25 protein-coding genes and 1 tRNA gene are annotated in these 26,445 nt (G+C 31.3%); 14 read left to right on the top strand and 12 right to left on the bottom strand.

The window, feature by feature from the left end:
- Positions 1 to 2 precede the first annotated feature (2 nt).
- The 4 genes from LJY17_RS07630 to LJY17_RS07615 are packed head-to-tail and all read left to right on the top strand — an operon-like array spanning position 3 to position 5,294.
- Positions 3 to 1,529 carry a phytoene desaturase family protein gene (locus LJY17_RS07630; protein ID WP_264543247.1) on the top strand — a complete coding sequence of 509 codons (1,527 nt, stop codon included), beginning with the start codon at positions 3 to 5 and terminating at the stop codon, positions 1,527 to 1,529.
- Entirely contained in the window at positions 1,526 to 3,193 is a 1,668-nt protein-coding gene (locus LJY17_RS07625) for a C45 family autoproteolytic acyltransferase/hydolase (RefSeq protein ID WP_264543246.1), read from the top strand. The genes LJY17_RS07630 and LJY17_RS07625 overlap by 4 nt, the downstream gene beginning before the upstream one ends.
- The gene (locus LJY17_RS07620) at positions 3,190 to 4,479 is read left to right on the top strand and encodes a phenylacetate--CoA ligase family protein (RefSeq protein ID WP_264543245.1); all 1,290 of its coding nucleotides are present in this window, start codon (positions 3,190 to 3,192) and stop codon (positions 4,477 to 4,479) included. Before LJY17_RS07625 ends, LJY17_RS07620 begins: the two co-directional genes overlap by 4 nt.
- Positions 4,479 to 5,294, top strand: a complete 816-nt coding sequence (locus tag LJY17_RS07615) for an SDR family NAD(P)-dependent oxidoreductase (protein WP_264543244.1) — start codon at positions 4,479 to 4,481, stop codon at positions 5,292 to 5,294. Before LJY17_RS07620 ends, LJY17_RS07615 begins: the two co-directional genes overlap by 1 nt.
- A 114-nt stretch (positions 5,295 to 5,408) precedes the next feature.
- Here LJY17_RS07615 and LJY17_RS07610 read toward each other — a convergent pair whose 3' ends face one another.
- The 5 genes from LJY17_RS07610 to LJY17_RS07590 all read right to left on the bottom strand — a co-directional run bounded on the left by LJY17_RS07610 (position 5,409) and on the right by LJY17_RS07590 (position 9,620).
- The gene (locus LJY17_RS07610; protein ID WP_264543243.1) at positions 5,409 to 6,539 is read right to left on the bottom strand and encodes a hypothetical protein; all 1,131 of its coding nucleotides are present in this window, start codon (positions 6,537 to 6,539) and stop codon (positions 5,409 to 5,411) included.
- Positions 6,529 to 6,822, bottom strand: coding sequence for a hypothetical protein (locus LJY17_RS07605; protein ID WP_264543242.1), 294 nt, complete (start codon positions 6,820 to 6,822; stop codon positions 6,529 to 6,531). Before LJY17_RS07605 ends, LJY17_RS07610 begins: the two co-directional genes overlap by 11 nt.
- An 82-nt stretch (positions 6,823 to 6,904) precedes the next feature.
- Complete coding sequence (locus LJY17_RS07600; RefSeq protein WP_264544886.1) at positions 6,905 to 9,013, bottom strand: prolyl oligopeptidase family serine peptidase; 2,109 nt, start codon at positions 9,011 to 9,013, stop codon at positions 6,905 to 6,907.
- A 234-nt stretch (positions 9,014 to 9,247) separates the two neighbouring features.
- On the bottom strand, positions 9,248 to 9,496 hold the full coding sequence (locus LJY17_RS07595) for a GIY-YIG nuclease family protein (protein ID WP_264543241.1): 249 nt from the start codon (positions 9,494 to 9,496) through the stop codon (positions 9,248 to 9,250).
- A gap of 49 nt (positions 9,497 to 9,545) precedes the next feature.
- Positions 9,546 to 9,620 (bottom strand) — tRNA-Pro (locus tag LJY17_RS07590).
- A 167-nt stretch (positions 9,621 to 9,787) separates the two neighbouring features.
- On the opposite strand from LJY17_RS07590, the gene trxB reads away from it, so the two are divergent.
- Complete coding sequence (gene trxB, locus LJY17_RS07585; protein ID WP_264543240.1) at positions 9,788 to 10,738, top strand: thioredoxin-disulfide reductase; 951 nt, start codon at positions 9,788 to 9,790, stop codon at positions 10,736 to 10,738.
- 57 nt (positions 10,739 to 10,795) lie between these two features.
- On the opposite strand, the gene LJY17_RS07580 is transcribed toward trxB, so the two are convergent.
- The 5 genes from LJY17_RS07580 to LJY17_RS07560 all read right to left on the bottom strand — a co-directional run bounded on the left by LJY17_RS07580 (position 10,796) and on the right by LJY17_RS07560 (position 15,108).
- The gene (locus LJY17_RS07580; protein ID WP_264543239.1) at positions 10,796 to 11,629 is read right to left on the bottom strand and encodes a DUF2807 domain-containing protein; all 834 of its coding nucleotides are present in this window, start codon (positions 11,627 to 11,629) and stop codon (positions 10,796 to 10,798) included.
- Positions 11,630 to 11,701: 72 nt separating this feature from the next.
- Positions 11,702 to 12,439 carry a head GIN domain-containing protein gene (locus LJY17_RS07575; RefSeq protein WP_264543238.1) on the bottom strand — a complete coding sequence of 246 codons (738 nt, stop codon included), beginning with the start codon at positions 12,437 to 12,439 and terminating at the stop codon, positions 11,702 to 11,704.
- Positions 12,440 to 12,517: 78 nt separating this feature from the next.
- Complete coding sequence (locus LJY17_RS07570; RefSeq protein ID WP_264543237.1) at positions 12,518 to 14,233, bottom strand: PspC domain-containing protein; 1,716 nt, start codon at positions 14,231 to 14,233, stop codon at positions 12,518 to 12,520.
- A 5-nt stretch (positions 14,234 to 14,238) separates the two neighbouring features.
- Positions 14,239 to 14,568 carry a PadR family transcriptional regulator gene (locus LJY17_RS07565; protein WP_264543236.1) on the bottom strand — a complete coding sequence of 110 codons (330 nt, stop codon included), beginning with the start codon at positions 14,566 to 14,568 and terminating at the stop codon, positions 14,239 to 14,241.
- 75 nt (positions 14,569 to 14,643) lie between these two features.
- A complete protein-coding gene (locus tag LJY17_RS07560) occupies positions 14,644 to 15,108 on the bottom strand; it encodes a DUF4870 domain-containing protein (protein ID WP_264543235.1) in 465 nt (154 codons plus the stop codon).
- Positions 15,109 to 15,315: 207 nt separating this feature from the next.
- On the opposite strand from LJY17_RS07560, the gene LJY17_RS07555 reads away from it, so the two are divergent.
- Complete coding sequence (locus LJY17_RS07555; protein ID WP_264543234.1) at positions 15,316 to 15,771, top strand: DUF4442 domain-containing protein; 456 nt, start codon at positions 15,316 to 15,318, stop codon at positions 15,769 to 15,771.
- Positions 15,772 to 15,851: 80 nt separating this feature from the next.
- Positions 15,852 to 16,760, top strand: coding sequence for a TIGR01777 family oxidoreductase (locus tag LJY17_RS07550; RefSeq protein WP_264543233.1), 909 nt, complete (start codon positions 15,852 to 15,854; stop codon positions 16,758 to 16,760).
- A 3-nt stretch (positions 16,761 to 16,763) separates the two neighbouring features.
- On the opposite strand, the gene LJY17_RS07545 is transcribed toward LJY17_RS07550, so the two are convergent.
- The gene (locus LJY17_RS07545; protein WP_264543232.1) at positions 16,764 to 17,426 is read right to left on the bottom strand and encodes a YceI family protein; all 663 of its coding nucleotides are present in this window, start codon (positions 17,424 to 17,426) and stop codon (positions 16,764 to 16,766) included.
- A 165-nt stretch (positions 17,427 to 17,591) separates the two neighbouring features.
- Here LJY17_RS07545 and LJY17_RS07540 point away from each other — a divergent pair, with 165 nt between their 5' ends.
- The 7 genes from LJY17_RS07540 to LJY17_RS07510 all read left to right on the top strand — a co-directional run bounded on the left by LJY17_RS07540 (position 17,592) and on the right by LJY17_RS07510 (position 23,788).
- Complete coding sequence (locus tag LJY17_RS07540) at positions 17,592 to 18,131, top strand: nucleotide exchange factor GrpE (RefSeq protein WP_264543231.1); 540 nt, start codon at positions 17,592 to 17,594, stop codon at positions 18,129 to 18,131.
- Between the two features lie 39 nt (positions 18,132 to 18,170).
- A complete protein-coding gene (gene dnaJ, locus LJY17_RS07535; RefSeq protein WP_264543230.1) occupies positions 18,171 to 19,289 on the top strand; it encodes a molecular chaperone DnaJ in 1,119 nt (372 codons plus the stop codon).
- Between the two features lie 124 nt (positions 19,290 to 19,413).
- Positions 19,414 to 20,340, top strand: a complete 927-nt coding sequence (locus LJY17_RS07530) for an ABC transporter ATP-binding protein (RefSeq protein WP_264543229.1) — start codon at positions 19,414 to 19,416, stop codon at positions 20,338 to 20,340.
- A complete protein-coding gene (locus LJY17_RS07525; RefSeq protein WP_264543228.1) occupies positions 20,340 to 21,647 on the top strand; it encodes an ABC transporter permease in 1,308 nt (435 codons plus the stop codon). Before LJY17_RS07530 ends, LJY17_RS07525 begins: the two co-directional genes overlap by 1 nt.
- Before the next feature lie 94 nt (positions 21,648 to 21,741).
- Positions 21,742 to 22,905 (top strand): sigma-54-dependent transcriptional regulator, encoded by a 1,164-nt coding sequence (locus LJY17_RS07520; RefSeq protein ID WP_264543227.1) that lies wholly within the window; start codon positions 21,742 to 21,744, stop codon positions 22,903 to 22,905.
- 7 nt (positions 22,906 to 22,912) lie between these two features.
- Positions 22,913 to 23,548, top strand: coding sequence for a DEAD/DEAH box helicase (locus LJY17_RS07515; protein ID WP_264543226.1), 636 nt, complete (start codon positions 22,913 to 22,915; stop codon positions 23,546 to 23,548).
- Between the two features lie 21 nt (positions 23,549 to 23,569).
- Entirely contained in the window at positions 23,570 to 23,788 is a 219-nt protein-coding gene (locus tag LJY17_RS07510; RefSeq protein ID WP_264543225.1) for a DUF2007 domain-containing protein, read from the top strand.
- Between the two features lie 167 nt (positions 23,789 to 23,955).
- Here the strand turns inward: LJY17_RS07510 and LJY17_RS07505 are convergent, their stop codons facing one another.
- Positions 23,956 to 26,418, bottom strand: a complete 2,463-nt coding sequence (locus LJY17_RS07505; RefSeq protein ID WP_264543224.1) for a T9SS type A sorting domain-containing protein — start codon at positions 26,416 to 26,418, stop codon at positions 23,956 to 23,958.
- Positions 26,419 to 26,445 lie beyond the last annotated feature (27 nt).

Below are 26,445 nucleotides of genomic sequence, written 5' to 3'. Positions count from 1 at the left end.
TTTTGGAAAACAAATACGACATAGTTATCATAGGAAGCGGCTTGGGTGGCCTTGTTTCTGCTATTATTTTAGCGAAAGAAGGAAAAAAAGTCTGCGTTCTTGAAAAAAATAATCAGTACGGTGGAAACCTACAGACATTTGTTCGTGATAAAACTATTTTTGATACCGGAATTCATTATATAGGAGGATTAGATAAAGGCGAAAATCTATACAATTACTTCTCTTATATCGGTATAATGGACGGTCTTCGTTTAAAAAAAATGGATGAAGATGCTTTTGATGTTATTTCCTTTGATGACGATGATATCGAATATCCACATGCTCAAGGTTATGAAAATTTCATAAAACAATTATCCGTTCATTTTCCGGAAGAAGAAGAAACTATAAAGAAATATTGTGAAAAAATAATATATACTTGTGATTCATTTCCTTTATATAATTTGAGAAATGGAGAAGGATATCAGCAAGAAATCCTGTCTATTAATGCTAAGAAGTATTTAGACGAACTGACTACAAACGAAAAATTGAAAGCTGTTTTAGCTGGCTCCAATTTTCTATATGCTGGAATTGCAGATAAAACACCTTTTTATGTACATGCGCTTTCTGTAAATTCTTATATTCAAAGTTCTTGGCGTTGTATAAATGGAGGGAGTCAAATAACAAAACAGCTAATTAAGCAACTTAGGAAATACGGTGGTGAAGTATATAAACATAGTGAAGTCGTAGATTTTGGATTTGAAAATGACAATTTAGTTTCAGTTAAAACTAAAAACGGGAAAGAATACTTTGCGGATATTTTTATATCTAACATAGAACCAAAAACCACCTTAAAAATGGTTGGAGAAAACAGACTCAGAAAATCGTATTATAGCCGTATACAGAGTTTAGAAGTCCTTCCATCTGCATTTAGTTTGTATGTGGTTTTTAAGCCAGAAACATTCAAGTATATAAATCACAATTATTATCATTTTCGTGATAGTACAAGAGTTTGGAATGCAAATGAATATTCAGATACAAGTTGGCCAGAAGCGTATATGTTATCGATGAACATCTCTGAGGAAAATCAGGTTTGGGCAGAAAGTTTAACAGCGATAACCTATTTAAAATTTGAAGAGTTTGAGGCTTGGGAAAATACTCATAATACAGTTTCAGAAAAAGGAGACAGAGGTTCTCTTTATGAAGAATACAAAGAGGCAAAGGCTCAGGTTTTTTTAAATGAAATCGAGAAAAAATTCCCTGGAATAAGAGAATGCATTAAATCAATTCATACTTCAACACCATTGTCTTATAGAGATTATATTGGTGGTCATAATGGTAATTTGTATGGTTATGTGAAAGATTCTAATAATCCTATGAAAACATTTATTTCTCCAAAAACTAAAATTGAAAACTTATTTTTAACAGGACAAAGTATTAATATGCACGGAGTACTTGGAGTTACTATTGGGGCTGTTGTTACGTGTTCAGAAATACTAGGTAAGGATTATTTGATCGAAAAAATTAACCAAGAGTTGAAGGATAAGCAATGAAAAAAGTAATCCATTTTTTTCTTGTACTTGGAGTTTTGCTCTCACTGTTTTCTTGTGGAACTTCTAAATCTATACATCATCAGCCTAAAATTACTGGATACAATCAAACTGTCCCTAGTGTTGTAAAACATTCAGATACCGTTTTTTCATCTGGAACTAATTACCTGATAAAAAATAAGCAAAACATTTGGGAATTGTATGTTTCTGGTGATCCGTTACAACGCGGATTGCTTATGGGAGCATTAAGCGAACCTTTGGTAAAAAAACAAGAAAGGCTATTTTTCTCCAAAGTAAAAGAAATAGTTCCTTCAAATTTTAAACAAAGTTTACTTCGTCAATTTTTGAAATGGTATAATCGTAAATTATACTTAAATGTTCCTGAGGAATATAAAACCGAAATCTATGGTGTATCACAATATGCCTCTGATGATTTCAATTCCATTGCACCAAAATATTTAAGAAGTCTTTACTTGCACGGAGCACATGATATAGGCCACGCCATGCAAGATTTAGCATTGGTTGGTTGTTCTTCTTTGGCTTTATGGGGTGATAAAACCGAAGATGGAGAGCTATTATTGGGTCGCAACTTTGATTTTTATGCAGGAGATGAATTTGCAAAAGATAAAATTGTAGCATTTGTTACGCCAGATACTGGACATCCTTTTATGATGGTGACTTGGGGCGGAATGATAGGTGTGGTTTCTGGAATGAACAAAGAAGGACTTACCATAACGATTAATGCTGGTAAGTCTAAAATTCCTTTGGTAGCCAAAACGCCAATTTCTATTGTTGCACGCGAAATTCTGCAATACGCTTCAAACATTAATGAAGCCATCGAAATTGCCAAAAAACGTCAAGTCTTTGTTTCAGAATCTATGATGATTGGTAGCGCTCACGATAAGAAGGCAGTTCTTATTGAAACGTCTCCAGATAATTTTGGAGTATATGAAGTTCCCAATCAAGACAATCATTTAGTATGTACCAATCATTTTCAAAGTGAGCCGTATAAAACAGATGAGCGAAATGTTGAGCATATAAAAGAAAGCCATTCAAAATACCGTTTCGATAGACTAGAAGAGTTGTTACAGAAAGAAGATAAAATGACACCTCAAAAAATGGCTGATATCTTAAGGAATAAAGACGGTTTGCACGAAAAAAGGATTGGTTACGGAAATGAAAAATCATTAAACCAACTTTTAGCGCATCATGCCATAATTTTTAAACCAGAGAGCAGAATGGTTTGGGTGTCCTCAAATCCGTATCAATTAGGAGAGTTTGTGGCCTATGATCTAAATAAAATTTTCGATAAAAAAGAAAATGATTTTGTAGCTTTAGCCACTGATTCTCTAACTATTGCTAAAGATAAATTTGTGTATTCTAAAGAGTTTCAGGATTATGAAAAATATAGAACACAAAGCACTGTTTTTGATAAAATAATAGAAGACAAAGGAGTGGTATCGAGCGAATTTGTAACAGATTATCAAAAGTTAAATCCTGAGCATTGGATTGTTTATTATAAAGCAGGGGAGTATTATTATCAGAAAAAAGAATTTCAAAAAGCAAAAATTCAATTTGAAACTGCTTTAACTAAAGAAATAACAACACTTACTGACAAAGAAAATATAGAAAAATATCTTAAAAAGATAAATAAAAAATTGAAATGATTCCAGTAATAGAAAAAGCATCAAAGGGAGAGATAAAGGAGTTTCAGGAAAAGAAGCTTAAAGAATTGCTGGTATACTTAAGTGAAAATTCACCGTATTATAAAGCGTTATTTCAAAAAGAAAACATCAATATCAACGAGGTGAATTCTATAGAGGATTTGCAAAAAATTCCAGTAACTTCTAAAACCGATTTACAGCAATATAATGACGATTTTTTTTGTGTTCCTATGCATAAAATTATCGATTATGCTACAACTTCGGGTACTTTGGGAAGCCCAGTAACTTTTGGTTTAACAGATGAAGACCTTGAAAGATTAGCCTACAACGAAGCCATTTCTTTTGCTTGTGCAGGAATTAAAGAAGGCGATGTAGTGCAACTAATGACTACTATGGACAGAAGGTTCATGGCAGGATTGGCCTATTTTCTGGGGTTGCGAAAACTAAAAGCAGGTGTTATCCGAGTTGGAGCAGGAATTCCAGAATTGCAGTGGGATTCTATCTTAAAGTATAAACCTAAGTATCTAATTGCAGTGCCGTCATTTTTACTGAAAATGATTGAGTACGCTGAACATAATAATATAGATTATAACAACTCGAGTATTGAAGGTGTGGTTTGTATTGGAGAATCGTTGCGTAATCAAGACTTTTCGCCTTCTATCTTGGCTGAAAAGATTACTGATAAGTGGAAAATCAACCTTTTTTCTACTTATGCTTCTACTGAAATGAGTACAGCGTTTACCGAATGTGAAGCTTTTTCTGGAGGGCATCATCATCCCGAATTAATTATCACCGAAATCCTTGACGATAACGATAATCCAGTCTCAGATGGAGAAAGTGGAGAATTAACCATTACAACGCTAGGAGTAGAGGGAATGCCGTTGTTGCGTTTTAAAACGGGTGATATTGTAAAACTACATCAAGAACCTTGTCAATGTGGTAGAAATACACCCAGAATAGGACCTGTTGTGGGTAGAAAACAGCACATGATAAAATATAAAGGAACAACGTTGTATCCGCCTGCGATGCACGATCTGTTGAATTATTTTGAAGCCGTGCAAAATCATGTTATAGAAATTTCTACCAATGATTTAGGGACCGATGAAATATTGATAAAAATAGCTTCTTCGACTCCTTCAGATGAATTATTATCTGAAATTAAGGATCATTTTAGAGCAAAACTTAGAGTAACGCCAAAGGTTGAGTTTGTTGCTTCTGACGTGCTTAACAAAATCATTTTTACTCCTATGAGTAGAAAACCTATAACTCTTATAGATAAAAGAAACTAATGAAAACTGTTCTCATAACTGGAGCTTCAAGCGGAATTGGAGCAGCTACCGCTAAATATTTTTCTACAAACGGATGGCATGTAATTGCAACGATGACCTGTTTTGATCATGGTAAAGAAGTTGTGGCATTGCCTAATGTGAGTAGTTATGTTTTAGATGTTACTTGTTCAGAAAGTATTGAGAAAGCTAAGAATGAAATTTTAGCAAAACATAAAACAGTTGATGTAGTAATTAATAATGCCGGAATTGGTTACAGAAGTTTTGTAGAACTTTCTGAAGATGAAAAAATAAAGCATATTGTTGATGTCAATTGGCTTGGCGTTGTAAAAATGTGCCGAGCGTTTATTCCGGTTTTTAGAGAACAACAGTTTGGTCAGTTTATCAATATCTCATCGATTGCGGGATTGGTAAATTTACCGTTGGGTAGTTTTTATCATTCCACAAAAAAAGCAGTAGAAAGCTTCTCGGAATGTATGTCGTATGAACTATTAGATTTTAATATAAGTGTTAGTACAGTTCAGTTTGGAAACGCACCAACAGCTTTTCAGAGTCATGTTGTAAAATCTGAAACGGCAGGAATACCAGCTTATGAGCAATTAATGAAAAAGGTTACTGATATCCTTCATAAAAAGACAAAAAAGAACACTAATCTTACGCCAGAAATTACCAAAACACTTTTTAGTATCGCTAATAATCCTAAAAAGAATTTCACTCGTTATACAGTTGGTTTTGATGCCAATGCCATGAAAATGCTTCGCTCAAAATTGGGGTATAGATTATTTAATTCTGTTATTAGAAAGTCAGTTTTGGGGTAATATTCTTAAAGTTTTTTTATTTGCTCTACTAAGTCAGGAGACTTAGTAGATTTTTTAACATAAAGTTAGGAGACTTTGCGCAGCGGGTAAGAAAACCGCTGTTAGCAAAAGTATTTATTTTTGTCTTTTTAAAACTTTTGTTGGTAAATATCCAATATACCCATCAACATAAACTTTAGAGAAAATATCGTCAAAAATTTCAATGACAAAAACATTTGAATTTGAAGGACATATGTAAATCTCATTTGAATTTACATTTGCCTTTTCAGTTAATATTATTTTAAATGGAAGATTATTAAATGAAGTTTGATATTGATATTTCCCCGAATAAATCTCTGTGGTTTTTGGAGTTGTTGGAGTAACTTTTTTTGGTGTTGTTAGTATAGCGTTTTTGCTAGAAGATTTATTAGTAGAATTAATAGTTTCAAGATAAATTTCAGCTAACGAATTGTTTTTCGTTTTTTTAAAATATTTTTTTGCTGCCTTTAAATCTCCTTGGTGATAATTTGACAAGCCAAGATAATAGTTTGAAAGATCATTTTTGTACCAAAAATTTTCACAGATATATTTAACGTCTGAAAAATATGAATTTTCAATATTCTTAGATAAATGTTCACTCATTTTGTCATACATAAAATCATACCAATTTTTAGAAGAACTGTTGGAAAATATTTTGTTTGCTTTTGCTGAATTATTATATGCATTTAAAATTTCTCCTTTGTGAAATTGTGCATTACTTTTTATAATATAGGCAATAGCTAAATTTGGTTGAATATTTAATAAATCATTAGAATTATCAATCGCGGCATCATAATCTTCATTTTCTAAATTTTCTTTTGCTCTTTCAATAATTGTTGAAAGAGCTTTCATTTTTAAATCTAAAATATTTGAATTAACATTAGGGTTATAAATATGATTGTCAAATAAATCAACGCTTTGTGCTGTAAATTTTGAACTAGATGTTTGATATCTTTGTCTTGTCTCAGAGTTTGTGTTAGATTTTTTTTCTGCATTTAGTCCTGCTTCGAACCCTCTGTTATAACCATCTTGATAACTATTCATATTTTCGTTAACATTTGGAATGGGAGCAATTGGTGGAATTGGAGCTAAACATCCAATCCCTTGGTTTTGACAATATCCTTTTTTATAGCCATCACTAAATCCATTTGAAAAATTAGTTTGTGAAAACACATAGCTTGAAATTATTAAAAACAATATTGTTAAAATATGTTGCTTATTTTTCATTTATAAAAGATTTTAAAATTGATGGAAAAAATGTAATATAATTTTCTTCAATTGAATATTGGATTAAAGTTTTTGTATAATTGTCTCTTCTATAAATACCATTTTCATTGCCAAAAATTTTTGAAAATACATTTCCTTTTTCTTTGCTTAATTTTTCAGCTATCTTAACATCAAAATCATCAAGTTCGCTGATTTTTATCGTTACTTCATTTGGAATAAAAATACCATCCCTAATATCTTTACTTTTATCTAATAATATTCTAATGAAATCTTTTTCCGTCATTTCTGTTTGTATGTTTCTAACTTAAAAATAGAAAAACTTATTTTACACTAATTTATGTAAAATCTCCCATACAAAAAAAGGCTTATAATTTAAGCCTTTTTTTATTGTCTATTTTTTTAGAAGGGAGATTCTTAATTCCCATGTTATGTAAGGTAAATGCCTGCATGTCTACATTTTCTTGTATTGTTGCCGCAACAGATTTTCCAGCTCCGTGTCCCGCATTAATATCAATTCGTATTAGAGTAGGATTATTTCCAGATTGTTTTTCTTGTAATTCTGCGGCAAATTTAAAACTGTGTGCAGGAACCACTCTGTCATCATGATCACCAGTAGTAACCATGGTTGCAGGATATTGTACTCCTTTTTTAACATTGTGAACTGGTGAATAGCCTTTTAAGTATTCAAACATTTCTTTAGAATCTTCGGCAGTACCATAATCGTAAGCCCAACCAGCACCAGCAGTAAACGTATGATAACGTAGCATATCCATTACACCAACAGCAGGTAAAGCCACTTTAATTAAGTCTGGTCGTTGTGTCATGGTAGCACCTACTAATAAACCGCCATTCGATCCTCCTTTAATAGCTAAAAAGTCTTTTGAAGTGTATTTACTATTCGTTAAGTATTCTGCAGCTGCTATGAAGTCATCAAATACGTTTTGTTTTTGCATTTTGGTTCCTGCATCATGCCATTTTTTACCATATTCACCACCACCACGTAAATTTGGAACAGCATAAACACCTCCATTTTCTAACCAAACGGCATTAGCAATACTAAAACTAGGAGTCAAACTAATATTGAAACCTCCGTAACCATAAAGGATAGTTGGATTTTTGCCATCTAATTTTAATCCTTTTTTATGAGTGATAATCATAGGGATTTTTGTTCCGTCTTTTGAAGTATAAAATACTTGTTTAGACTCATAATCGGATGAGTTAAAATCAACTTTTGGTTTTTGATAAATCTCAGATTTACCAATAGTAGGTTCAAAGGCATAAATTGTTCCTGGTGTGATATAATTTGTAAAAGAATAATACAATATTTTTTCTTCTTTTTTACCACCAAAACCACTTGCAGTTCCTATTCCAGGCAATGAAATTTCACGTACTAATTTTCCAGAATAATCGTACTGTTTAATTAACGAAACAGCATCTTTCATATAGTTCGCGAAAAAGTAGCCACCGCCTGTTGATGGCGAAAGTACATTTTCTGTTTCAGGAATAAAGTCTTTCCAGTTTTCTTGTTTAGGGTTTGAGAAATCTGTAGTAACTACTTTCTTGTTAGGAGCATTTAGATCGGTAACAATGAATAATTTTGAACCTTCGTTTTCAATGATGTAACTTGAATTTTTAAAATTGTCTACAATCGTTATGATTGGACTGTTCTCCTGAGTTAAATCTTTAATGTATAATTCGTTCCCGTAAGTTGAATTGGCAGCTGTAATGATTAGATATTTATCATCATCAGTTACGCTTCCACCTACATATCTTCTTTTTTGGTCGGCTCCAAAAATAACTTTATCGTCTTTTTGAGAAGTGCCCAGTTTATGGAAATATAATTTGTGTTGGTCTGTTTTCGCAGACAATTCACTTCCTTTTGGTTTATCATAACTCGAATAGTAGAAACCTTCATTTCCTTTCCAAGAAACACCACTAAATTTTACGTCAACAATAGTGTCTTCCAGTATTTTTTTGCTAAAAACATCCATAAGAATTACTTTTCGCCAGTCGCTTCCACCTTCAGAGATAGCATAAGCAACTTTAGAACCATCTTTTGAAAAATCTAGACCTCCAAGCGATGTAGTTCCGTCTTTAGAAAAAGTGTTTGGGTCAAGAAAAACTTCTTCTTTACCGTTTTCATCTTTTCTGTATAAAACAGACTGATTTTGTAAACCATTATTTTTATAAAAATAGGTGAACTTACCTTCTTTAAATGGCGAACCAATTTTTTCATAATTCCATAGTTTTTCCATTCTTTCTTTGATGGCATTACGGTACGGAATTTTATCTAGGTAACCGTAGGTAACTTCGTTTTGAGCTTTTACCCATTTTTCAGTTTCAGCAGAACGGTCGTCTTCTAACCAGTGATAAGGATCGTTTACTTTGGAATCAAAGTAATTATCTATATGATCTATTTTTTTTGTTTCGGGATATTTAATTGTGTTTTTTTGTTGTGATGTTTGGGAATTCATGGTTAAGCTGCAAACTATTGCAGTAATAGTTAGTGAATTTTTCATAGTCTGTTTTTTGATGACTACGAATTTAGGGAAATTAGTTGTTAGAATTTTGTTAAATGAAGTAGTATTCTTTTTAAAATGAATTGATGTAAAATAAAAAAATCCTCTCTGTTTTTCACAAAGAGGATTAACTTTCGTCGGGGTGGTAGGATTCGAACCTGCGACCTTACCGCTACAAGCGGGACGCGATTATTGTTCAGGTAGTTTGTTGTCTATTAAGTATCTTTTAGCTCCTCTTTTTTTAATTTTAGATTCTAAAGCTATTGCCTCTGCTCTTGATTCCAATACAAAGTGTATTATTATTTTCCAAGGAACACCATTTTTTGTTGAAATCTCATGCCCAGCATTATGTCTTCTAATTCTATCTTCCAGATTGTTAGTCTGTCCAACATAGAATTTGTTTTTATTTTCGCTAAAAAGTATATAAACGTAAAACATGATGTAAATAAAAAATCCTCTTTGAATAAACAAAGAGGATTAACTTTCGTCGGGGTGGCAGGATTCGAACCTGCGACCTCCTGGTCCCAAACCAGGCGCGATGACCGGGCTACGCTACACCCCGAAAGCGGGTGCAAATATAAAACAATATTTTATAAATCAAAACTATTTTGTTCTATTGATAAAAAAATATTTTCATGTGTTTTGTTTATAAAACTATTGAAAACTGTAATACAACTTTGTTTTTAATCGTTTTTAAAATGACTACTTTTGAAACTCAAAAAAAATATTATGTCAGATTCTATAGAAAAAATTAAATGTTTGATTATTGGTTCTGGACCTGCGGGTTATACAGCCGCTATTTACGCAGCTAGAGCTAATATGAATCCAGTATTATATCAAGGAACACAGCCAGGCGGACAGTTAACAACAACTAATGAAGTAGAAAATTTTCCAGGGTATCCAGAAGGTATTACTGGTCCGGAAATGATGGTTCAATTGCAAGAGCAAGCGAAACGATTTGGAACAGATATTCGTGATGGATGGGCTACTAAAGTTGATTTTTCGGGTGATATACACAAAGTTTGGATTAACGATACTAAAGAATTACACTGCGAAACAGTGATTATTTCAACAGGTGCTTCGGCTAAATATTTAGGATTACCATCAGAACAACACTATTTGAACATGGGTGGTGGAGTTTCTGCTTGTGCTGTTTGTGATGGATTCTTTTACAGAAATCAAGAAGTAGTAATCGTTGGAGCAGGGGATAGTGCTTGTGAAGAAGCTCATTACTTGGCTAAAATGTGTAAAAAAGTTACCATGTTGGTGAGAAGCGAGCAGTTTAGAGCTTCGAAAATCATGGAAGCACGTGTTCGCAAAACTGAAAACATCGAAATTTTAATGCATACCGAAACGGATGAGGTTTTAGGTGATGGACAAGTGGTTGCTGGTGTTCGCGTTGTTAATAGAGCAACTGGTGAGAAAACAGAGATTCCTGCGACAGGTTTCTTTGTAGCCATTGGTCATAAACCTAATACAGATATTTTTAAGGATTATATCACTCTTGATGAAACAGGTTACATTATCAACGTTCCAGGGACTGCAAAAACAAATGTAGCTGGAGTGTTTGTTGCGGGAGATGCAGCAGATCATGTGTATCGTCAAGCGATTACGGCTGCAGGTACAGGATGTATGGCAGCACTTGATGCAGAACGTTATTTAGCAGCAAAAGAACATTAATGTTTGGTATAAATAAAAAAAAGCCTGCAATTGCAGGCTTTTTTTTATTGAATTACATTATTTTGACTTTTTACGTAAAATAGCATCGTCTCCAAATTTTTTAATTTCAATTTTTGGATCTCCATAAATATCAACTTCACTTTTTCCAGATGCAGTGATGCTTAAGTTACCATTTGTGTTTACAGCACATTTAGTATACGATTCTGTTGTAAGGTTTAAACTCTTTGAAGTAAGTTTTTGTCCGTCATAATTAGCATTGTTGTCTAGACGAAGTTTCATGTCATTTACTGTCCCTTCAATAGTAGCTTCCGCTTTTTGATACAGATCAACTTTTAATTTGTTTGCGGTTACTAATGCTTTTAATTCTGAGTTTTTACTCATTTCTATCGAAGCGTCGTCACTTTTTAAGTTTAATTCAACTTTAGATTTATCATTAGCAATTAATGAAAAATTAGGAGAATCTACATTAAGGTATGCTTTTGAATAATCATAAGTTTTAACAGTAATATTGCTCAAAGCTAGGCCGGAAGGAGCATTAACTTTTGTTTCATGTTTGCTACTAATAAGTTTTAAACTGTCTGTATATGTAATTCTAACTTCCAATTTTTTGAATGAAGAAATTTCTTTATTTGTGTTTAATCGTAATACAGTTCCATAAAGTTTATAATCAACAGCTGAATGTAAATTATCATCGGTTTCTACTTCTAAACCACTTTTATCTCCTTTTACTAAAAAGATTTCAAGATTATCTTCAACTTCAATTTGATCAAAGCTTCCAATTTTTTTACGTTCAGTAGTAATTATTTTAGAACCTTTTACTTTTTCTTTTTTTTGCGCAAAAATTAGTGTAGAGGTTAAGGCTAAGATTAGTAGGAATGTAATTTTTTTCATTTTGAGGCATTTTGATTCTACACAAATATAAAAAAAAACACCAGCAAAGCTGATGTTTTTTAATTTATGATTTTATTTTGTTGAAACGCTTCCGCCAGAACTTTCTTGCTTACTAATTGTTTTAGGAGTTTTTACATATTCTATGCTAGAACCACTAGATGCTTGTGCCTTTAAAAGTAAAATTGGGCTTACTTCAGTATTGCTTCCACTTGAACTTTGTGAGTTAATATTGTTAGCTAAAAGATTTGTAGCGTCTATTGCACTTCCACTAGAAGATAATGTATTAAGTTCTATTGCTTTTCCAGATGCCGTTAATGTACTTCCACTTGTTGATTCTAAAGTCAAGTTTTCTGATTCAACTTCTGCATCCAAAGAACTTCCGCTGCTGGATTTAAGATGAATGTTATTTCCTTTAATTGTTCCAATTGTTTTTAAGCTTGAACCACTAGTTGTTTCAAGAACATCAATAACAGGCATAAATACTTGAATCGTTTTTGATTTTACATTATTATAGTTACCATATTCAGAATCAATAATAAGTGTTCCATTTTCAACTTTGGTTTTAATGCCCTCTTGTAAATTGTCATCAGCCACAACAACAACTTTAAAAGAATCTGATTGTTTTACTTCACAATCTAGGCCTCTTTTTAGTTCAATTTTTGTGAAATTTTCAACTTTTCTTTCTTTAGAAACAACATTACCGCTTCCAGTAATAGATTTTCCGTCAAATGCTAAAGAGCAAGATCCAAATAATAGCGCAATACAAGTAGCTATTATTATTTTAGTTAAATGAATCATTAGTTTTATCATAATAGTTGTTTTTTAGTTTGATTTGATTATGTCCATCAGTAGTGACAGTTGCTTTTTTGATTGATTATTGATATTATATTATTTAGTTTTTATAATAATTCCGTCTTCACTTATTTTTAATTCTTTAATTTCTTTCGAATTAGAGATTACAGTATCGCTTTTTACTTTTACACCATTTTCGTCTATAATAACTGTATGGCTTCCATCATTTTCAACATCATCCCATTCGTCTTCATCTGGAGGACAGTTTAAACATTTTACTTTTTTGTCTTCAACTTTATACGTGTAGTTGTCTGAGCTGTAGTGAAGGTTAAAGAAATCATTGTCTGAGCTGTCAAAATCCTCAACACTTTCATCCGTTTTAAAATAAGTTCCTTTAGGTAAATATAAGTAAATCATTACTTCTTGTCCACGGAATTTGTTTTTTACTTCTGTTAAGAAATAGTTGTCTAAAATGATTTTGTTTCCTTCTATTTTGAATTTATATTCAATATTTGAAGCTCTTTGTTTTGCTTCAGAGAAAGATTTACCATTAGATTCTTTTTCAACTTGAATGTAAGGTAATCTTTCATCAGTTGGTAATACTTCAAAGTTAATGTCATTAGAGTAAATTACATCTCTACCTAAAGAATCTTGAACAAATTCAAAGTCTTCATTATGATAAGAGTTTTTACTGAAATACTCGTTGTTTTTGAACTTAATTTCTAAAGTGTCAGTTGGTTTTATGTTGATGATTTCTTTAGTTACTACTTTATTTTCAAAAGCTACTTCTGAGGCTTGACGAACACCTAAAGTGATTAATACACCTACAGATAAAATCCATAAAGCTAAAAGTGTGTATTTTGCAATGTTTCCAATTGATTTTAAATTAGTTACTAGTATTTTTAATCCTAAAATTATTATGAAGAAAAATGGAATGCCAATAGCTAAAAGGAACATGAAAGCGATTAACCACATTGAAGTGTTTGTGTAATTGAATGTATTGAAGTAATCCAACCATGGCATACTTAAATTAGATGTAGAGCCTAGAGTAATTAAGCTAATTAACAAGCTAATTATAGTTACACTACCAATAAATATCATCATTGCTCCTATGAATTTTGCAAATACTTTCATGATACTTATAATTACATCGCCAAGTGTATTTCCTACGCGTTGAGCTCCTGTTTTTACATTTTCACTCATTTTATTGTAATCAGCTCCTCTAAATCTTTCAGAAAGATTATCAAGTTCTTCTTTTACTTTTTTTTCAATATTAGAAACTGTTATTGGTTCTCCCATCATTTCTAATTTTTCTGATGTAGTAACAGCTTCAGGAGTTACTGCCCATAAGATAACATATATTAATAAGGATGTACCTGCTGTAATAAAAGGAGAAACTATAAACAAAATTCGTATCCAAACAGCATCAATTCCAAAATAATGAGATAGTCCTGTACAAACTCCGCCAACTATGCTTTTTTCCTTGTCTCTGTAAAGTTTTTTTGATTTTGGAGTAGTTGAGTAATCGTATTTTTTAGTGTTATTATCCTCTTCGATTTTGTAATCTTCAGGTTGCCCCATTATAGTGATAACATCATCTACATCTTTAAGGCTAAGAACTTGTTTGCTATTTGTTAGTTTTTCAGAAAATAATTCTGAAACTCTACTTTCTATATCGTTCATGATTTCGTCGCGTCCTTCCATAGAAAGGGAACCGCGTATTGCATCAAAATAACGATTTAATTTTTGATAAGCATCTTCGTCGATGTGGAAGAAGAAACCACCTAGATTCATATTTACTGTCTTGTTCATAGCTTTTAGTTTTGTGATGTTATTGTGTTTACAGCCCCGGCTAATTCGTTCCAGGTTATATTTAATTCTTTTAGAAAATTATGCCCTTCATCGGTCAGCCCGTAATATTTTCTTGGCGGGCCTGATGTTGATTCTTCCCAGCGATAGGTTAATAAACCATCGTTTTTTAATCGGGTTAATAGTGGGTATACCGTTCCTTCCACTACTAGTAACTTTGCGTTTTTCAGAGTGTCAAGAATTTCTGAAGTGTAGGCATCTTTTTCTTTTAGTACCGATAAGATGCAGAACTCTAAAACTCCTTTGCGCATCTGAGCTTTTGTGTTCTCAATGTTCATAAGATTTCTTTTTTGTTGTTAAACTGTTCATTTTTTGATTGATGATGATGATTGATGATGATGATTGAAACGTGACTACTTTATAAAGTTAATTGTTAGGGGGTATTTGAAATATTCTCCTTCGTTAGCTTTAATTGCTCCGTAGATGATATAGAAAAATTCAACTACTTTAAGGACTACAAATATTCCTGTACAGATAACTCCAAAAACACCTAAACCGATTAGGTTGTTTATCTGCATATTATCTAAAACAATATTTCCGCTTTCAAGTTCTGACCAAGTAAAATTACTTAAAACCGTTCCTATAATTGTTGGGATTGCTAAGATGCCTAGAAATATACTATACATTAAAATGCTTAATTGAAAATTTAATATTTGTTTTCCATTATAGTCAATAAATGACGATTCTTTCTTTTTAGTAGACCATAAAATGAAGGGTAATATATAATTGCCAAAAGGAATTATGAATTTTGTAAAAGCACTTAAATGGATAAGTGATGAATAGTTTTTCTCGTGTTTTGTGATAGTTAATGTTTCCATGATTGAATGTTTATTTGATTAATGATTTTTTAAATATTTTTTTGAAACTGAATAATACTTTCTTTAGCTTATTAATTTCTTATACAAAGATAATGTAAAAAACAGGTACTATGCAAAACAAAGTAATTTAATTTAACAAATAATTAACAAATAAAAATATTAGGCACGCATACTATTTTTTTGTAGATTAGCGAAAAATCTAGCGCTATGAAGTTTACACCTGTAAAATTGAATACTTTCTTATTTTTTAAATTGCCATCAGCTTTTTGGTCGGGAGTGCGTGTTAAAGTGATAGAAGATACTACTTGTGTTGCAACAGTAAAGCATCGTTGGTTTAATCAAAATCCATTTAATTCAATGTATTTTGCTGTACAGGCAATGGCAGCCGAATTAACAACAGGGGCTTTAATGATGAAGCAAATTAAAGAAAGTGGTAAAAGTATCTCAATGCTTGTTGCTAATAATAAAGGTACGTTTACTAAAAAAGCAACGGGTAGAATTACTTTTACATGTAATGATGGCCATTTAATTACAGAAGCTATCAAGAATACTATTGCAACTGGTGAAGGACAAACTCTTTGGATGAAATCTATTGGAACAGACGAAAAAGGTGATCAAGTTTCTGTGATGGAATTTGAATGGACTATCCGTATTAAGAAATAGTTTTTTAAAAGTTAAAATCCCCACAATTAAGAAATACTTATGACAATCTTTCAGTAAATTTGAAAGAAAAGTCCCAAGCTATGAAAGTATTAATAACAGGCGCTACAGGTTTGGTTGGTAAAGAAGTTGTTGATTTGCTTTTGCAAAATGGCGTAAAAATTAACTATTTAACGACTTCCAAAAATAAAATACAATACCAACCAAATTATAATGGTTTTTACTGGAATCCCGAAACAGGAATCATCGATGAAAACTGTTTAATAGGTGTGAGAGTGATTATCAACCTCGCTGGTTCGAGCATTGCACAAAAATGGACTTCTAAAAATAAAGAAGACATATTGGAAAGTCGAATTCTTTCCGCTAATCTTTTATATAATACCCTTAAGCATAATCCTCATAACGTAACTCAGATTATTTCTGCTTCGGCTATTGGGATTTATCCAAGTCATCCTACACATCTTTACACAGAAGACTTTACACAATTTACAGATACTTTTTTAAGTAATGTAGTCTTAAAGTGGGAAGATTCCATAAATCAAATAGAGCGTTTAGGAATTAAAGTTTGTAAATTAAGAATAGGATTGGTTTTATCTAAATATGGAGGTGTGTTGTCTCAAATGGTTAAACCTATAAAAATGGGAATGGGAGCTCCTTTTGGATCAGGTATGCAAATGCAATCTTGGATACATATTAAAGATCTTGCTGAAATATTTTTATTTGTTATGAATCAACATTTAAAAGGTGCCTACAATGCAGTTGCTCCTAATCCAGTAACAAATAAAGAATTAATAAAGGCAATAGCAGAAACTTGTGATGTTCCTTTACTATTGCCTAATATTCCTAAATTTATGCTTAAACTCTTATTAGGAGAAATGCATACGCTTCTTTTAGATAGTCAAAATGTAAGTTCAAATAAAATTCAAGCAGAAGGCTTTCATTTTCAATTCAATTCAGTTGATTCTGCTTTAGAACAAATTTTGAAAGAATAAAATTTATTTTTTAGCCTTTATATAAACTTGAACTTCAATTTCATCAGAAATAAATTTATCGCCAATATCAGCAAAGATAGATTTTGACGCATAATTTATATTCCAAAACGTTCTGTTTAGTCTAAGTGGTTCGCTATTAATAGAAACTTCATTGTCTGAAATTTTTATAGTAGCAGGGAAGTTAACGGCTTTTGTGATTCCTTTTATTGAGAGGTTTCCAAAAATGATATCTTTATCTCCATTTTTTTCAACTTTACTAATTTTGAAGTCACTAGTTGGATATTTTTTCACATTAAAAAAGTGATCTTTCTTTTCATTTTCACCTGTGCCTTTCAAGTGATTTTCAAGATCTTCTTTACCATCACCAGTTTTTAAATCGGTAACAGTTATGGTGCTCATGTCAATAAAAAACTGACCTCCAGTAATAAGACTATCTTTAATATTTATGAAGCCTTCTTTTAGGTGAATTGTTCCGTGATGCTTTCCTGTAAGTTTAAAACCTGTCCAGTTAACAACAGATTCAGCAGTGTTTGCAGTAAATTTATCACCAATTGAATTGGAAACCTCCAAAGGGTCTTGGTTACCATCAATATCAGTTTTTTCTTTTTTGCAAGAAAAAATGAAGGCGCAACAAATAAGAGCTAGGCTTAGAATAATCTTTTTCATATCGCTTTTTTAAAGTTAATTAATTTGTTATCACTAAGTTACTTATTATTGTCTGTCTTTACAAGTTTGAAGTAAAAAAAGTAATGACAATTTGGCATTTTTAAACCTTTGGCAGTACATTTGCAGGCAATTATTGAAAATAAAAATTTCATAAAGAATATACATATGAATGCCAAGAATAAAGAGATGGAGCAAGAATTGAATGAAACTAACCCAGAAATTAGTCAGGAACAAACTCAAGAAGTTGCTCCAGAATTGACAGTTGAAGAAAAATTGACCCAAGAGTTAGCGGCAGAGAAAGATAAATTTTTGCGTTTATTTGCTGAATTCGAAAACTATAAAAAACGCACTTCTAAAGAAAGGATTGAGCTTTTTAAAACTGCTGGACAAGAAGTTTTACAAGCTATGTTGCCTGTTTTAGACGATTTTGATAGAGCATGGGCACAAATTTCAAAATCAGAAGATGAAGCTTTGGTAAAAGGAGTTGAATTAATTCAAGAGAAATTAAAATCAACTTTGATTTCGAAAGGATTAGAAGAAGTTGAGATTAAACAAGGCGATACTTTTGACGCAGATTTTGCAGAAGCTATAACACAAATTCCAGCAGGTGATGACCTTAAAGGAAAAATTGTTGATGTAGTAGAAAAAGGATACAAGTTAGGAGATAAAATTATTCGTTTTCCAAAAGTAGTTATTGGGAATTAATATTAAATGTCACCCTGAGCGAGTTGAAGGGAAAAGATTATGAGCAAAAAAGATTATTACGAAATATTAGGGGTTGCTAAAGGAGCTACAGAAGCTGAAATTAAAAAGGCATATCGAAAGAAAGCAATTGAGTTTCATCCTGATAAAAACCCTGGAGACAAGCAAGCTGAAGAAAATTTCAAACAGGCTGCTGAAGCCTATGAGGTTTTAAGCGATGCAGATAAACGTGCTAAATACGATCAGTATGGTCATGCAGCATTTGATGGTGCTGGTGGTTTTGGTGGAGGTCATCACATGAATATGGATGATATCTTTAGTCAGTTTGGAGATATTTTCGGAAGTGCTTTTGGAGGTGGCTTTGGTGGTTTTGGCGGCGGAGGCAGTCAACGTCGTGCTAAAGGAAGTAATTTGCGCATAAAAGTGAAACTTACTTTAGAAGAAATTGCTAACGGTGTTGAGAAAAAAGTCAAGGTAAAACGTAAAGTTCAGGCATCTGGAGTTACTTATAAAACTTGTCCAACTTGTAACGGTCAAGGTCAGGTAATGCGTGTTACGAATACGATCCTTGGTCGTATGCAAACAGCAACTACATGCCCTACATGTGGCGGTATAGGTCAATCTATAGATAAAAAACCAAACGAAGCAGATGCTCACGGAATGATTACAGAAGAAGATACTGTATCAATCAAAATTCCTGCAGGTGTTGTTGATGGAATGCAACTAAAAGTTTCTGGAAAAGGAAATGATGCCCCAGGAAACGGTATCGCTGGTGACTTAATTGTGGCTATTGAAGAAATAGAACACGAATTCTTAAAACGTGAAGGTGAAAATCTTCATTACGACTTGTATATAAGTTATCCTGAAGCTGTTTTAGGTGCCTCAAAAGAAATTGAAGCCGTAAATGGTAAAGTTCGTATTAAGCTTGAAGAAGGAATCCAATCAGGAAAAATTCTTCGCTTAAAAGGAAAAGGAATTCCAAGTCTCAATAGTTATGGAAGTGGTGATTTATTGGTTCATGTGAACGTTTGGACACCAAAAAACCTTTCAAAAGAACAAAAGAAATTCTTCGAAAGTAATTTAGAAGATGACAATTTTATTCCAAAACCTGAAAAATCAGAAAAGTCTTTTTTTGAAAAAGTTAAAGACATGTTTTCATAATACATAAATAGTTACAAGAAGAGTCCCACAAAATTGTGGGATTTTTTTGTAACATTTTTATTCTAGTTGTATCTAATTTCATAACAACAGAAATTCTTATTTTTACAAAAATCAATCATTTCGAATGAGTAACATACTTGAAGTAAAAAACGTAGTAAAACAATACGGAGATTACACAGCATTAAATTCAGTTTCACTGCAAGTACCCAAAGGGAGTATTTATGGTTTGTTAGGACCTAACGGAGCTGGAAAAACTTCATTAATTCGTATTATCAATCAAATTACAATGCCAGATTCTGGTGAAGTAATTTTGGATGGAGAAAAATTAGCTCCAAATCATGTTTCGGTTATTGGTTATATGCCAGAAGAACGTGGTTTATACAAAACCATGAAGGTAGGAGAGCAAGCACTTTATTTGGCACAATTAAAAGGAATGTCAAAAGCTGATGCTCAAAAGCAATTAAAATATTGGTTTGAAAAATTTGAAATTGAAGGTTGGTGGAACAAAAAAATTCAAGAGCTTTCTAAAGGAATGGCGCAAAAAATTCAGTTCATTGTTACGATTTTGCATCAACCCAAACTATTAATTCTTGATGAACCTTTTTCAGGATTTGATCCAGTTAATGCTAATTTAATTAAAGACGAAATCATTGAGTTGAATAAAAAAGGTACATCTGTAATTTTTTCGACTCATAGAATGGAAAGTGTCGAAGAAATGTGTGATTATATAGCCTTAATTCATAAATCTAATAAACTTATTGAAGGTAAATTGGAAGATGTAAAACGTAACTATCGTACACACAAATTTCAAGTAGGTATATTGAGTAATAATGTTGAAGGATTAATGTATGATTTGACTCAAAAATTTACCGTTGGTCAAACAAATTTCAAATCATTAAATGATGATTTGAAGCTTGAAGTAGATTTAGGAAATGCAACACAAAACGAATTGTTGTCAATTTTAATTAAAAACGGCCAAGTGACTCATTTTACAGAATTGATTCCGAGTGTAAACGATATTTTTATTCAAACTGTTACAAATCAAAAATAATGGGAGTTTTATCTTTAATTATAAAAAGAGAATTTATTGCCAAAGTGCGTAATAAATCATTTATAGTAATGACTTTTTTAAGTCCTTTACTAATTGTGGGGATGTCTTTTTTGATTGGTTTTTTGACCAATATGAATAAAGGTGAAGTAACCAAAATCGCTATTCATGATGAGGCAGGAATTTTAAAATCTGACTTTAAAAGTGACAAAGAAACTAAGTATGTAGATTTGTCTGCTATGCCTTTAAAATTGGCTAAAGATACTGCTGAAAAAAATTATGAAGGGTTAATTTATGTTCCAAAAGTACCTGATACTAAGGAATTGATTTCAAAAGTAGAATATATTTCTGATGAAAGTCCAAGCTTGGATTTTGTTTCTAATATAGAAAAAATAGTTGATAATCAGTTAACCAATGATAATTTAAAAGTTTTAGGATTTGATTCAGCAAAAATTGAACAAGCTAAAGTGAATTCAGAGCTGCACATCACTAAATTTTCGGGAGAAGAAGGTTTAAAATACCTTAATGAAATTAAAGTATTCTTTGGAGGGGCTTTTGGATACTTAATCATGATGTTCATCATCATCTACGGAAATTTTGTAATGCGTAGTGTGATAGAAGAAAAAACATCTAGAATTATCGAAGTGATTATTTCTTCTGTTAAACCATATCAATTAATGATGGGTAAAATTATAGGAAATTCACTGGCAGGTATTTTACAGTTTGCCATTTGGGTGATTTTAGGTTTAATATTATTGTTTGGCCTAAATATGTTTTTTGGGGGAGCTGCAGATGCTTCAACAACTGCTCAAGCAATGCAACAACTACCTCAAGGTGCAAGTAATGTAGCTTCGCTAATAGAAAAAGTTAATTTGTACTACAATGAAATCCCAGTTTTTACAACAGTAATTTTCTTTTTAGTTTATTTTATTGGAGGATATTTTCTGTATAGTTCATTATATGCTGCTATTGGTGCTGCTGTAGATTCAGAAACTGATTCTCAACAATTTTTGCTGCCTATTATTATGCCATTAATGTTGGGTATTTATGTTGGATTTTTTACAGTTGTAAATGATCCTCACGGAACAGTAGCTACAGTGTTTTCAATGATTCCATTTACTTCTCCTATTGTAATGTTAATGCGAATACCTTTTGGAGTACCAGTTTGGCAGTTAGTATTATCAATTGTTTTATTATTTGGAACATTTTTAGGGGTAGTATGGTTTGCTTCAAAAATATATCGTGTAGGTATTTTAATGTACGGGAAAAAACCAACATGGAAAGAATTGTTTAAATGGTTAAAGTACTAACCAAATACTAAAATACTTTAAGATTAAAGGATGTAAAGATTTTTTGTTTTTAAATCCTTTTGTCTTTTTATCTTTATATCCAAATTAGAAAGTAATGTCAAGAATATTAATTATAGAAGATGAAGCCGCAATTAGAAGAGTTTTGGTGAAAATTCTTTCGGAAGAAAGCGAAACATATAAAGTTGACGAAGCAGAGGATGGTGCAAAAGGGCTTGAGAAAGCAACAAACGAAGACTATGATTTGATTTTGTGCGACATCAAGATGCCAAAAATGGATGGTGTTGAGGTTCTTGATGCTATTAAGAAAATTAAACCAGAAATTCCAATGGTTATGATTTCAGGTCATGGCGATTTGGAAACAGCAGTAAATACAATGCGTTTGGGAGCTTTTGATTACATATCAAAACCACCAGATTTAAATCGTTTGTTAAATACTGTTCGTAACGCTTTAGATAGAAAAAAATTAGTTGTTGAGAATAAAATTCTTAAAAAGAAAGTCTCAAAGAACTATGAAATGATTGGTGATAGTGAAGCAATAAATCATATTAAAGAAATGATTGAAAAAGTAGCTCCCACTGAGGCTCGTGTTTTAATTACTGGACCTAATGGAACTGGGAAAGAATTAGTAGCACATCAAATCCATGAAAAAAGTGAGCGTTCATCTGGACCAATTGTCGAAGTAAACTGTGCTGCCATTCCATCAGAATTAATTGAAAGTGAATTATTCGGTCATATTAAAGGAGCATTTACTTCTGCGGTAAAAGATCGTGCTGGAAAATTTGAAGCTGCAGATGGTGGAACAATTTTCTTAGACGAAATTGGAGATATGAGTTTACCTGCACAAGCTAAAGTTTTACGTGCTTTGCAAGAAAATTTAATTCAACGAGTAGGAGCAGACAAGGATATTAAAGTAAATGTTCGAGTAGTTGCAGCAACAAACAAAGATCTCAAAAAAGAAATTGAAGAAGGACGTTTTCGTGAAGATTTGTATCACCGTCTTGCTGTTATTTTAGTAAAAGTTCCGGCTTTAAATGATAGGAGAGATGATATCCCAGCTTTAATAGAGCACTTTACTGCTAAAATTGCAAGTGAGCAAGGAAGTGCTGTAAAATTTTTTTCTAAAGGAGCTGTTAAATTACTTCAGGAGTATGATTGGACAGGAAATATTAGAGAGTTACGAAACGTTGTTGAGCGTTTGATAATTCTTGGTGGAAACGAAATTTCTGAAAATGATGTGAAGCTTTTTGCTTCGAAATAAAAATAATATGCAATTAAAAAAAATAAACCCTAACCTTCAGCAAGCTCTTGCTGAAACCGGATTAACTGATCCAACAGATATTCAAAAAGAGTGTTTTGGCACACTTAAAAGTGGTGCAGATGCTGTTGTGATAATGTCAGAAGGTGAAGGGAAAAGTACTACTATTGCCTATACGGTTATTCAAAAACTTGAAAAAGCAGTTGGTGAATCTACTAGAGCCTTAATTATTGTAAAAGATAAAGAAGCGGTGTTGGAAATGGTAGATATGATTCAAAGGTTTGGAAAGTACACTAATTTGAGGGTAATTGGTGTAAACGACAAAACAAATATTGATGACGAAAAAAATATTATTTCAGCAGGAATGGATGTTTTAATAGGTACACCAAATAAAATCAACGCAATGTTTTCGGGTGCTGGGTTCAATATGAATACCATTAAAATATATGTTGTCGATGACGCTGATGAACTTTTTAAATTAAGACAAGAACCAATAGTTCAAAGATTGTCAATGAGTATTGAAAAAACACAACGATTGTTTTTTGCTTCTCAATTAACAGAAAGAATAGAAATCCTGGCAGATAAAATCATGATTGATCCGTTCCTTTTTGGAGTTGATGATTATGAGGATGAAGATGACGAGTAAAAAAATAAATAAAAAATAAATATGGCATTAATGAAGGTGTTCTCAGGGAGTGAGATTTTAGCTCAAGCTTTACAGACTAAATTAGAAGCGGCTGAAATTTCTACAGTAGTTAAAAATAACATTCAATCAGGCATTATTGCTGGTTTTGGAACTGCAGGTCAGGCTGTTGAAGTTTTTATTAAAAAAATTGATTTACTTAAAGCGAATCCAATTATTGAAGAATTTAAGATGAGTATTTAGGACTCTAAATATCAAAATATTGAGAAGACTACTATTAGTAGTCTTTTTTTGTATTTTTAAATTTTGATATACTTATGAAACAATTCAAATTTTTATTACTTTCTTTTCTTAGAGATTTTGAGTATATCGATCGACATAATAAGTATTAAATTTAGAAACAATGTCTCTTAATGTTTAATAATTTTCTTAGTTATGTTTTTTTGATCTGATTTGAAATTTATAAAATATACTCCATTTTTTAGAAAATCTAAGTTAATGGAATTGTTATTTATGTTCGATTTTGAATAAATCAATTTTCCTTCTTCTGAATAAATATTTATTTGTACTTTTTTTTCTATATTTTGAGACTGTTTCCAATTCAGATTACTTGTAAATGGAATCGGATATAATATAAAATCTTTATTTTCATCTTTTAAATAATCAATAACTTCAAGTGTACTTGAATTTAAAAAATAATCAACTCTTCCAATTTGATAGTAACTAGTAGCAATATCTAATTTATTATCATTGTTAATGTCTCCTAAATTGATATTTCTCGATAAACTTACTGCATCACCTAAACTATCTATTACTATTTGATTTCCAAAACCTGCGTTGCTGTTCAAATAAGCAAAAACTTTCTCGTCATATGGTGAATAATATTGATACGATACACCAACAATATCTTTTAAATTGTCATTGTTTATGTCACCACAATCTAATGCTTTAGCTGATTGATTACCGATAAAAATTCTATTAGAAAAAACGCCATTACCATTATTTTTTATCCAATAAATTGTTGATGAGCTATAACTATTACTACCACACGTTATAATATCTAAAAAACTATCATTGTCTAAATCTTCTAATAATATTACATCAGTAGTAATGCTTTGTGTTATAAGATGAGTTTGAAAAACACCATTCCCATTGTTTTCTAGCCATTGTATTGTGCTTGATAATGAAGAGCTTATTAGAATATCTTTATCGCCATCGTTGTCAATGTCGCCGCTCTTTATTTGATTTGGAGTATATAAAAATCCAGTATAAGATATTGTGTTAAGTGAACTATAACTATTATTTCCTAGATTAGTAATTATTCCAAGTTTTATTGTTCCTGATGCAAAAGTTAATAAAATATCTTTTAAATTATCTCCATTAATATCACAAATTTCTATTTCTTTAGATTGATTAGTTAATGCTAAAGAATAGTTTAATTGAAATGATTCATTGCCTTGATTTATGTAAATTTCTAAACTAGAGTTTGTTAAAGATATAATGTCTAAATCATTATCATTATCAATATCCTCAATTTCAAAATCATTAACAAATGTACTTGAATTTGGTAGTGAGTTTGTTATTAATTTGTAAGAACTAAAATTATTGTCGGATCTGTTTTTATTCCAGACAATTGATTTGTATCCTGATATAATATCTTTTCTACCGTCGTTATTTAAATCGGCAATTTTTGTTTTATTTATACCTATTGGATAGAAGTTAATTATTATTTCTTTGTAATTATTATTTGAAGTATATATAAAACTACTAAGTTTAGTTGGTGTTCCAGACCCATATGAAGCTGAAACAATATCAGGTTGTCCATCAATATTTATATCTTCAACAATGAATGACTTAGGATAAGTTACATTAGTTGTAATAGTGATGAATGTAGCAAAATTAGTAGTTCCTAAATTTTTATACCAGCCAATTTTATTATTTGTCCAATAAGAAACAACTATGTCTTTACGTCCATCATTGTCAATATCATGTATAATGATCTCATTTGGGTCTTGATTTGTAGAATTTATTAAATGTCCATTGTCAAAAGAAGTTCCATTTAGGTTCAAATAATATTTTAAATTATCATTGTACTTGGAACCAGCTATTAGATCAATATATCCATCTTGATTCACATCTAAAAAGTTAAATGCAGTACCTGAATCTGCATCGCCAATGATGTATTGATTTGTGCCAAAATTTCCATTATTAAGATTTAATGAAAAATATATAGAACCATCACTATGACCTGATATAACATCCTTAAATCCATCGTTATTGATGTCATAAATATTAATTTTGTTTGTTCCAGAGTTTGTAATATATAAATTTTCAAGGTTTTGGAATGTCCCATTACCATTGTTAGTAAATTTAACAACGGAAGAATTTCCGTAACAACCAACTATTATGTCACTGTCACCATCATTATCAATATCTTCAGATTTAATTGACTTAGGCGAATTTACAGAGTTTGATATTGTTATTGCAGGAGAAAAGTTATTGTTGTTTAAGTTTCTATACCAAACAATATAATTTTGATACTGACTGCAAGCAATAATATCTTTTAAACCATCATTGTCTAAATCTTTTACATAAACTGAACTAGGTGTGTCTATTTGATTGGAAATAATTAAGCGTTGATTATTTGAATAATCACCTTCTAAATTTTTGTACCAAATTATTGAATTGTCATAGTATGAGGCAACTATCAAGTCTTTTTTTGAATCATTATTTAAATCATCACAAAATATTGAAGTTACATCATTTGAAAAATGGCTCTGATCAATCAAAGTTAACTTATTATCAAAAGTTACTTGACAAAAAATGTAGTTAGAAATTAATAGTGAAAATATAAAGTGTAATTTTTTTATCATATTGTTTAATAGTTTGTAATGAAAATA

This window comes from Flavobacterium hankyongi, from assembly GCF_036840915.1.
GTDB lineage: Bacteria > Bacteroidota > Bacteroidia > Flavobacteriales > Flavobacteriaceae > Flavobacterium > Flavobacterium hankyongi.
The sequence above is the reverse complement of the archived record's forward strand: the minus strand, read 5'-3'. Positions and strand labels throughout refer to the sequence as shown.

What these genes read in the sequence shown, in the direction of transcription:
- LJY17_RS07625 (WP_264543246.1), top strand. Translation starts at nt 1,526, where the DNA reads ATGAAAAAAGTAATCCATTTTTTTCTTGTACTTGGAGTTTTGCTCTCA.
- LJY17_RS07620 (WP_264543245.1), top strand. Translation starts at nt 3,190, where the DNA reads ATGATTCCAGTAATAGAAAAAGCATCAAAGGGAGAGATAAAGGAGTTT.
- LJY17_RS07615 (WP_264543244.1), top strand. Translation starts at nt 4,479, where the DNA reads ATGAAAACTGTTCTCATAACTGGAGCTTCAAGCGGAATTGGAGCAGCT.
- LJY17_RS07610 (WP_264543243.1), bottom strand. Translation starts at nt 6,539, where the DNA reads ATGAAAAATAAGCAACATATTTTAACAATATTGTTTTTAATAATTTCA.
- LJY17_RS07605 (WP_264543242.1), bottom strand. Translation starts at nt 6,822, where the DNA reads ATGACGGAAAAAGATTTCATTAGAATATTATTAGATAAAAGTAAAGAT.
- LJY17_RS07600 (WP_264544886.1), bottom strand. Translation starts at nt 9,013, where the DNA reads ATGAATTCCCAAACATCACAACAAAAAAACACAATTAAATATCCCGAA.
- LJY17_RS07595 (WP_264543241.1), bottom strand. Translation starts at nt 9,496, where the DNA reads ATGTTTTACGTTTATATACTTTTTAGCGAAAATAAAAACAAATTCTAT.
- trxB (WP_264543240.1), top strand. Translation starts at nt 9,788, where the DNA reads ATGTCAGATTCTATAGAAAAAATTAAATGTTTGATTATTGGTTCTGGA.
- LJY17_RS07580 (WP_264543239.1), bottom strand. Translation starts at nt 11,629, where the DNA reads ATGAAAAAAATTACATTCCTACTAATCTTAGCCTTAACCTCTACACTA.
- LJY17_RS07575 (WP_264543238.1), bottom strand. Translation starts at nt 12,439, where the DNA reads ATGATAAAACTAATGATTCATTTAACTAAAATAATAATAGCTACTTGT.
- LJY17_RS07570 (WP_264543237.1), bottom strand. Translation starts at nt 14,233, where the DNA reads ATGAACAAGACAGTAAATATGAATCTAGGTGGTTTCTTCTTCCACATC.
- LJY17_RS07565 (WP_264543236.1), bottom strand. Translation starts at nt 14,568, where the DNA reads ATGAACATTGAGAACACAAAAGCTCAGATGCGCAAAGGAGTTTTAGAG.
- LJY17_RS07560 (WP_264543235.1), bottom strand. Translation starts at nt 15,108, where the DNA reads ATGGAAACATTAACTATCACAAAACACGAGAAAAACTATTCATCACTT.
- LJY17_RS07555 (WP_264543234.1), top strand. Translation starts at nt 15,316, where the DNA reads ATGAAGTTTACACCTGTAAAATTGAATACTTTCTTATTTTTTAAATTG.
- LJY17_RS07550 (WP_264543233.1), top strand. Translation starts at nt 15,852, where the DNA reads ATGAAAGTATTAATAACAGGCGCTACAGGTTTGGTTGGTAAAGAAGTT.
- LJY17_RS07545 (WP_264543232.1), bottom strand. Translation starts at nt 17,426, where the DNA reads ATGAAAAAGATTATTCTAAGCCTAGCTCTTATTTGTTGCGCCTTCATT.
- LJY17_RS07540 (WP_264543231.1), top strand. Translation starts at nt 17,592, where the DNA reads ATGAATGCCAAGAATAAAGAGATGGAGCAAGAATTGAATGAAACTAAC.
- dnaJ (WP_264543230.1), top strand. Translation starts at nt 18,171, where the DNA reads ATGAGCAAAAAAGATTATTACGAAATATTAGGGGTTGCTAAAGGAGCT.
- LJY17_RS07530 (WP_264543229.1), top strand. Translation starts at nt 19,414, where the DNA reads ATGAGTAACATACTTGAAGTAAAAAACGTAGTAAAACAATACGGAGAT.
- LJY17_RS07525 (WP_264543228.1), top strand. Translation starts at nt 20,340, where the DNA reads ATGGGAGTTTTATCTTTAATTATAAAAAGAGAATTTATTGCCAAAGTG.
- LJY17_RS07520 (WP_264543227.1), top strand. Translation starts at nt 21,742, where the DNA reads ATGTCAAGAATATTAATTATAGAAGATGAAGCCGCAATTAGAAGAGTT.
- LJY17_RS07515 (WP_264543226.1), top strand. Translation starts at nt 22,913, where the DNA reads ATGCAATTAAAAAAAATAAACCCTAACCTTCAGCAAGCTCTTGCTGAA.
- LJY17_RS07510 (WP_264543225.1), top strand. Translation starts at nt 23,570, where the DNA reads ATGGCATTAATGAAGGTGTTCTCAGGGAGTGAGATTTTAGCTCAAGCT.
- LJY17_RS07505 (WP_264543224.1), bottom strand. Translation starts at nt 26,418, where the DNA reads ATGATAAAAAAATTACACTTTATATTTTCACTATTAATTTCTAACTAC.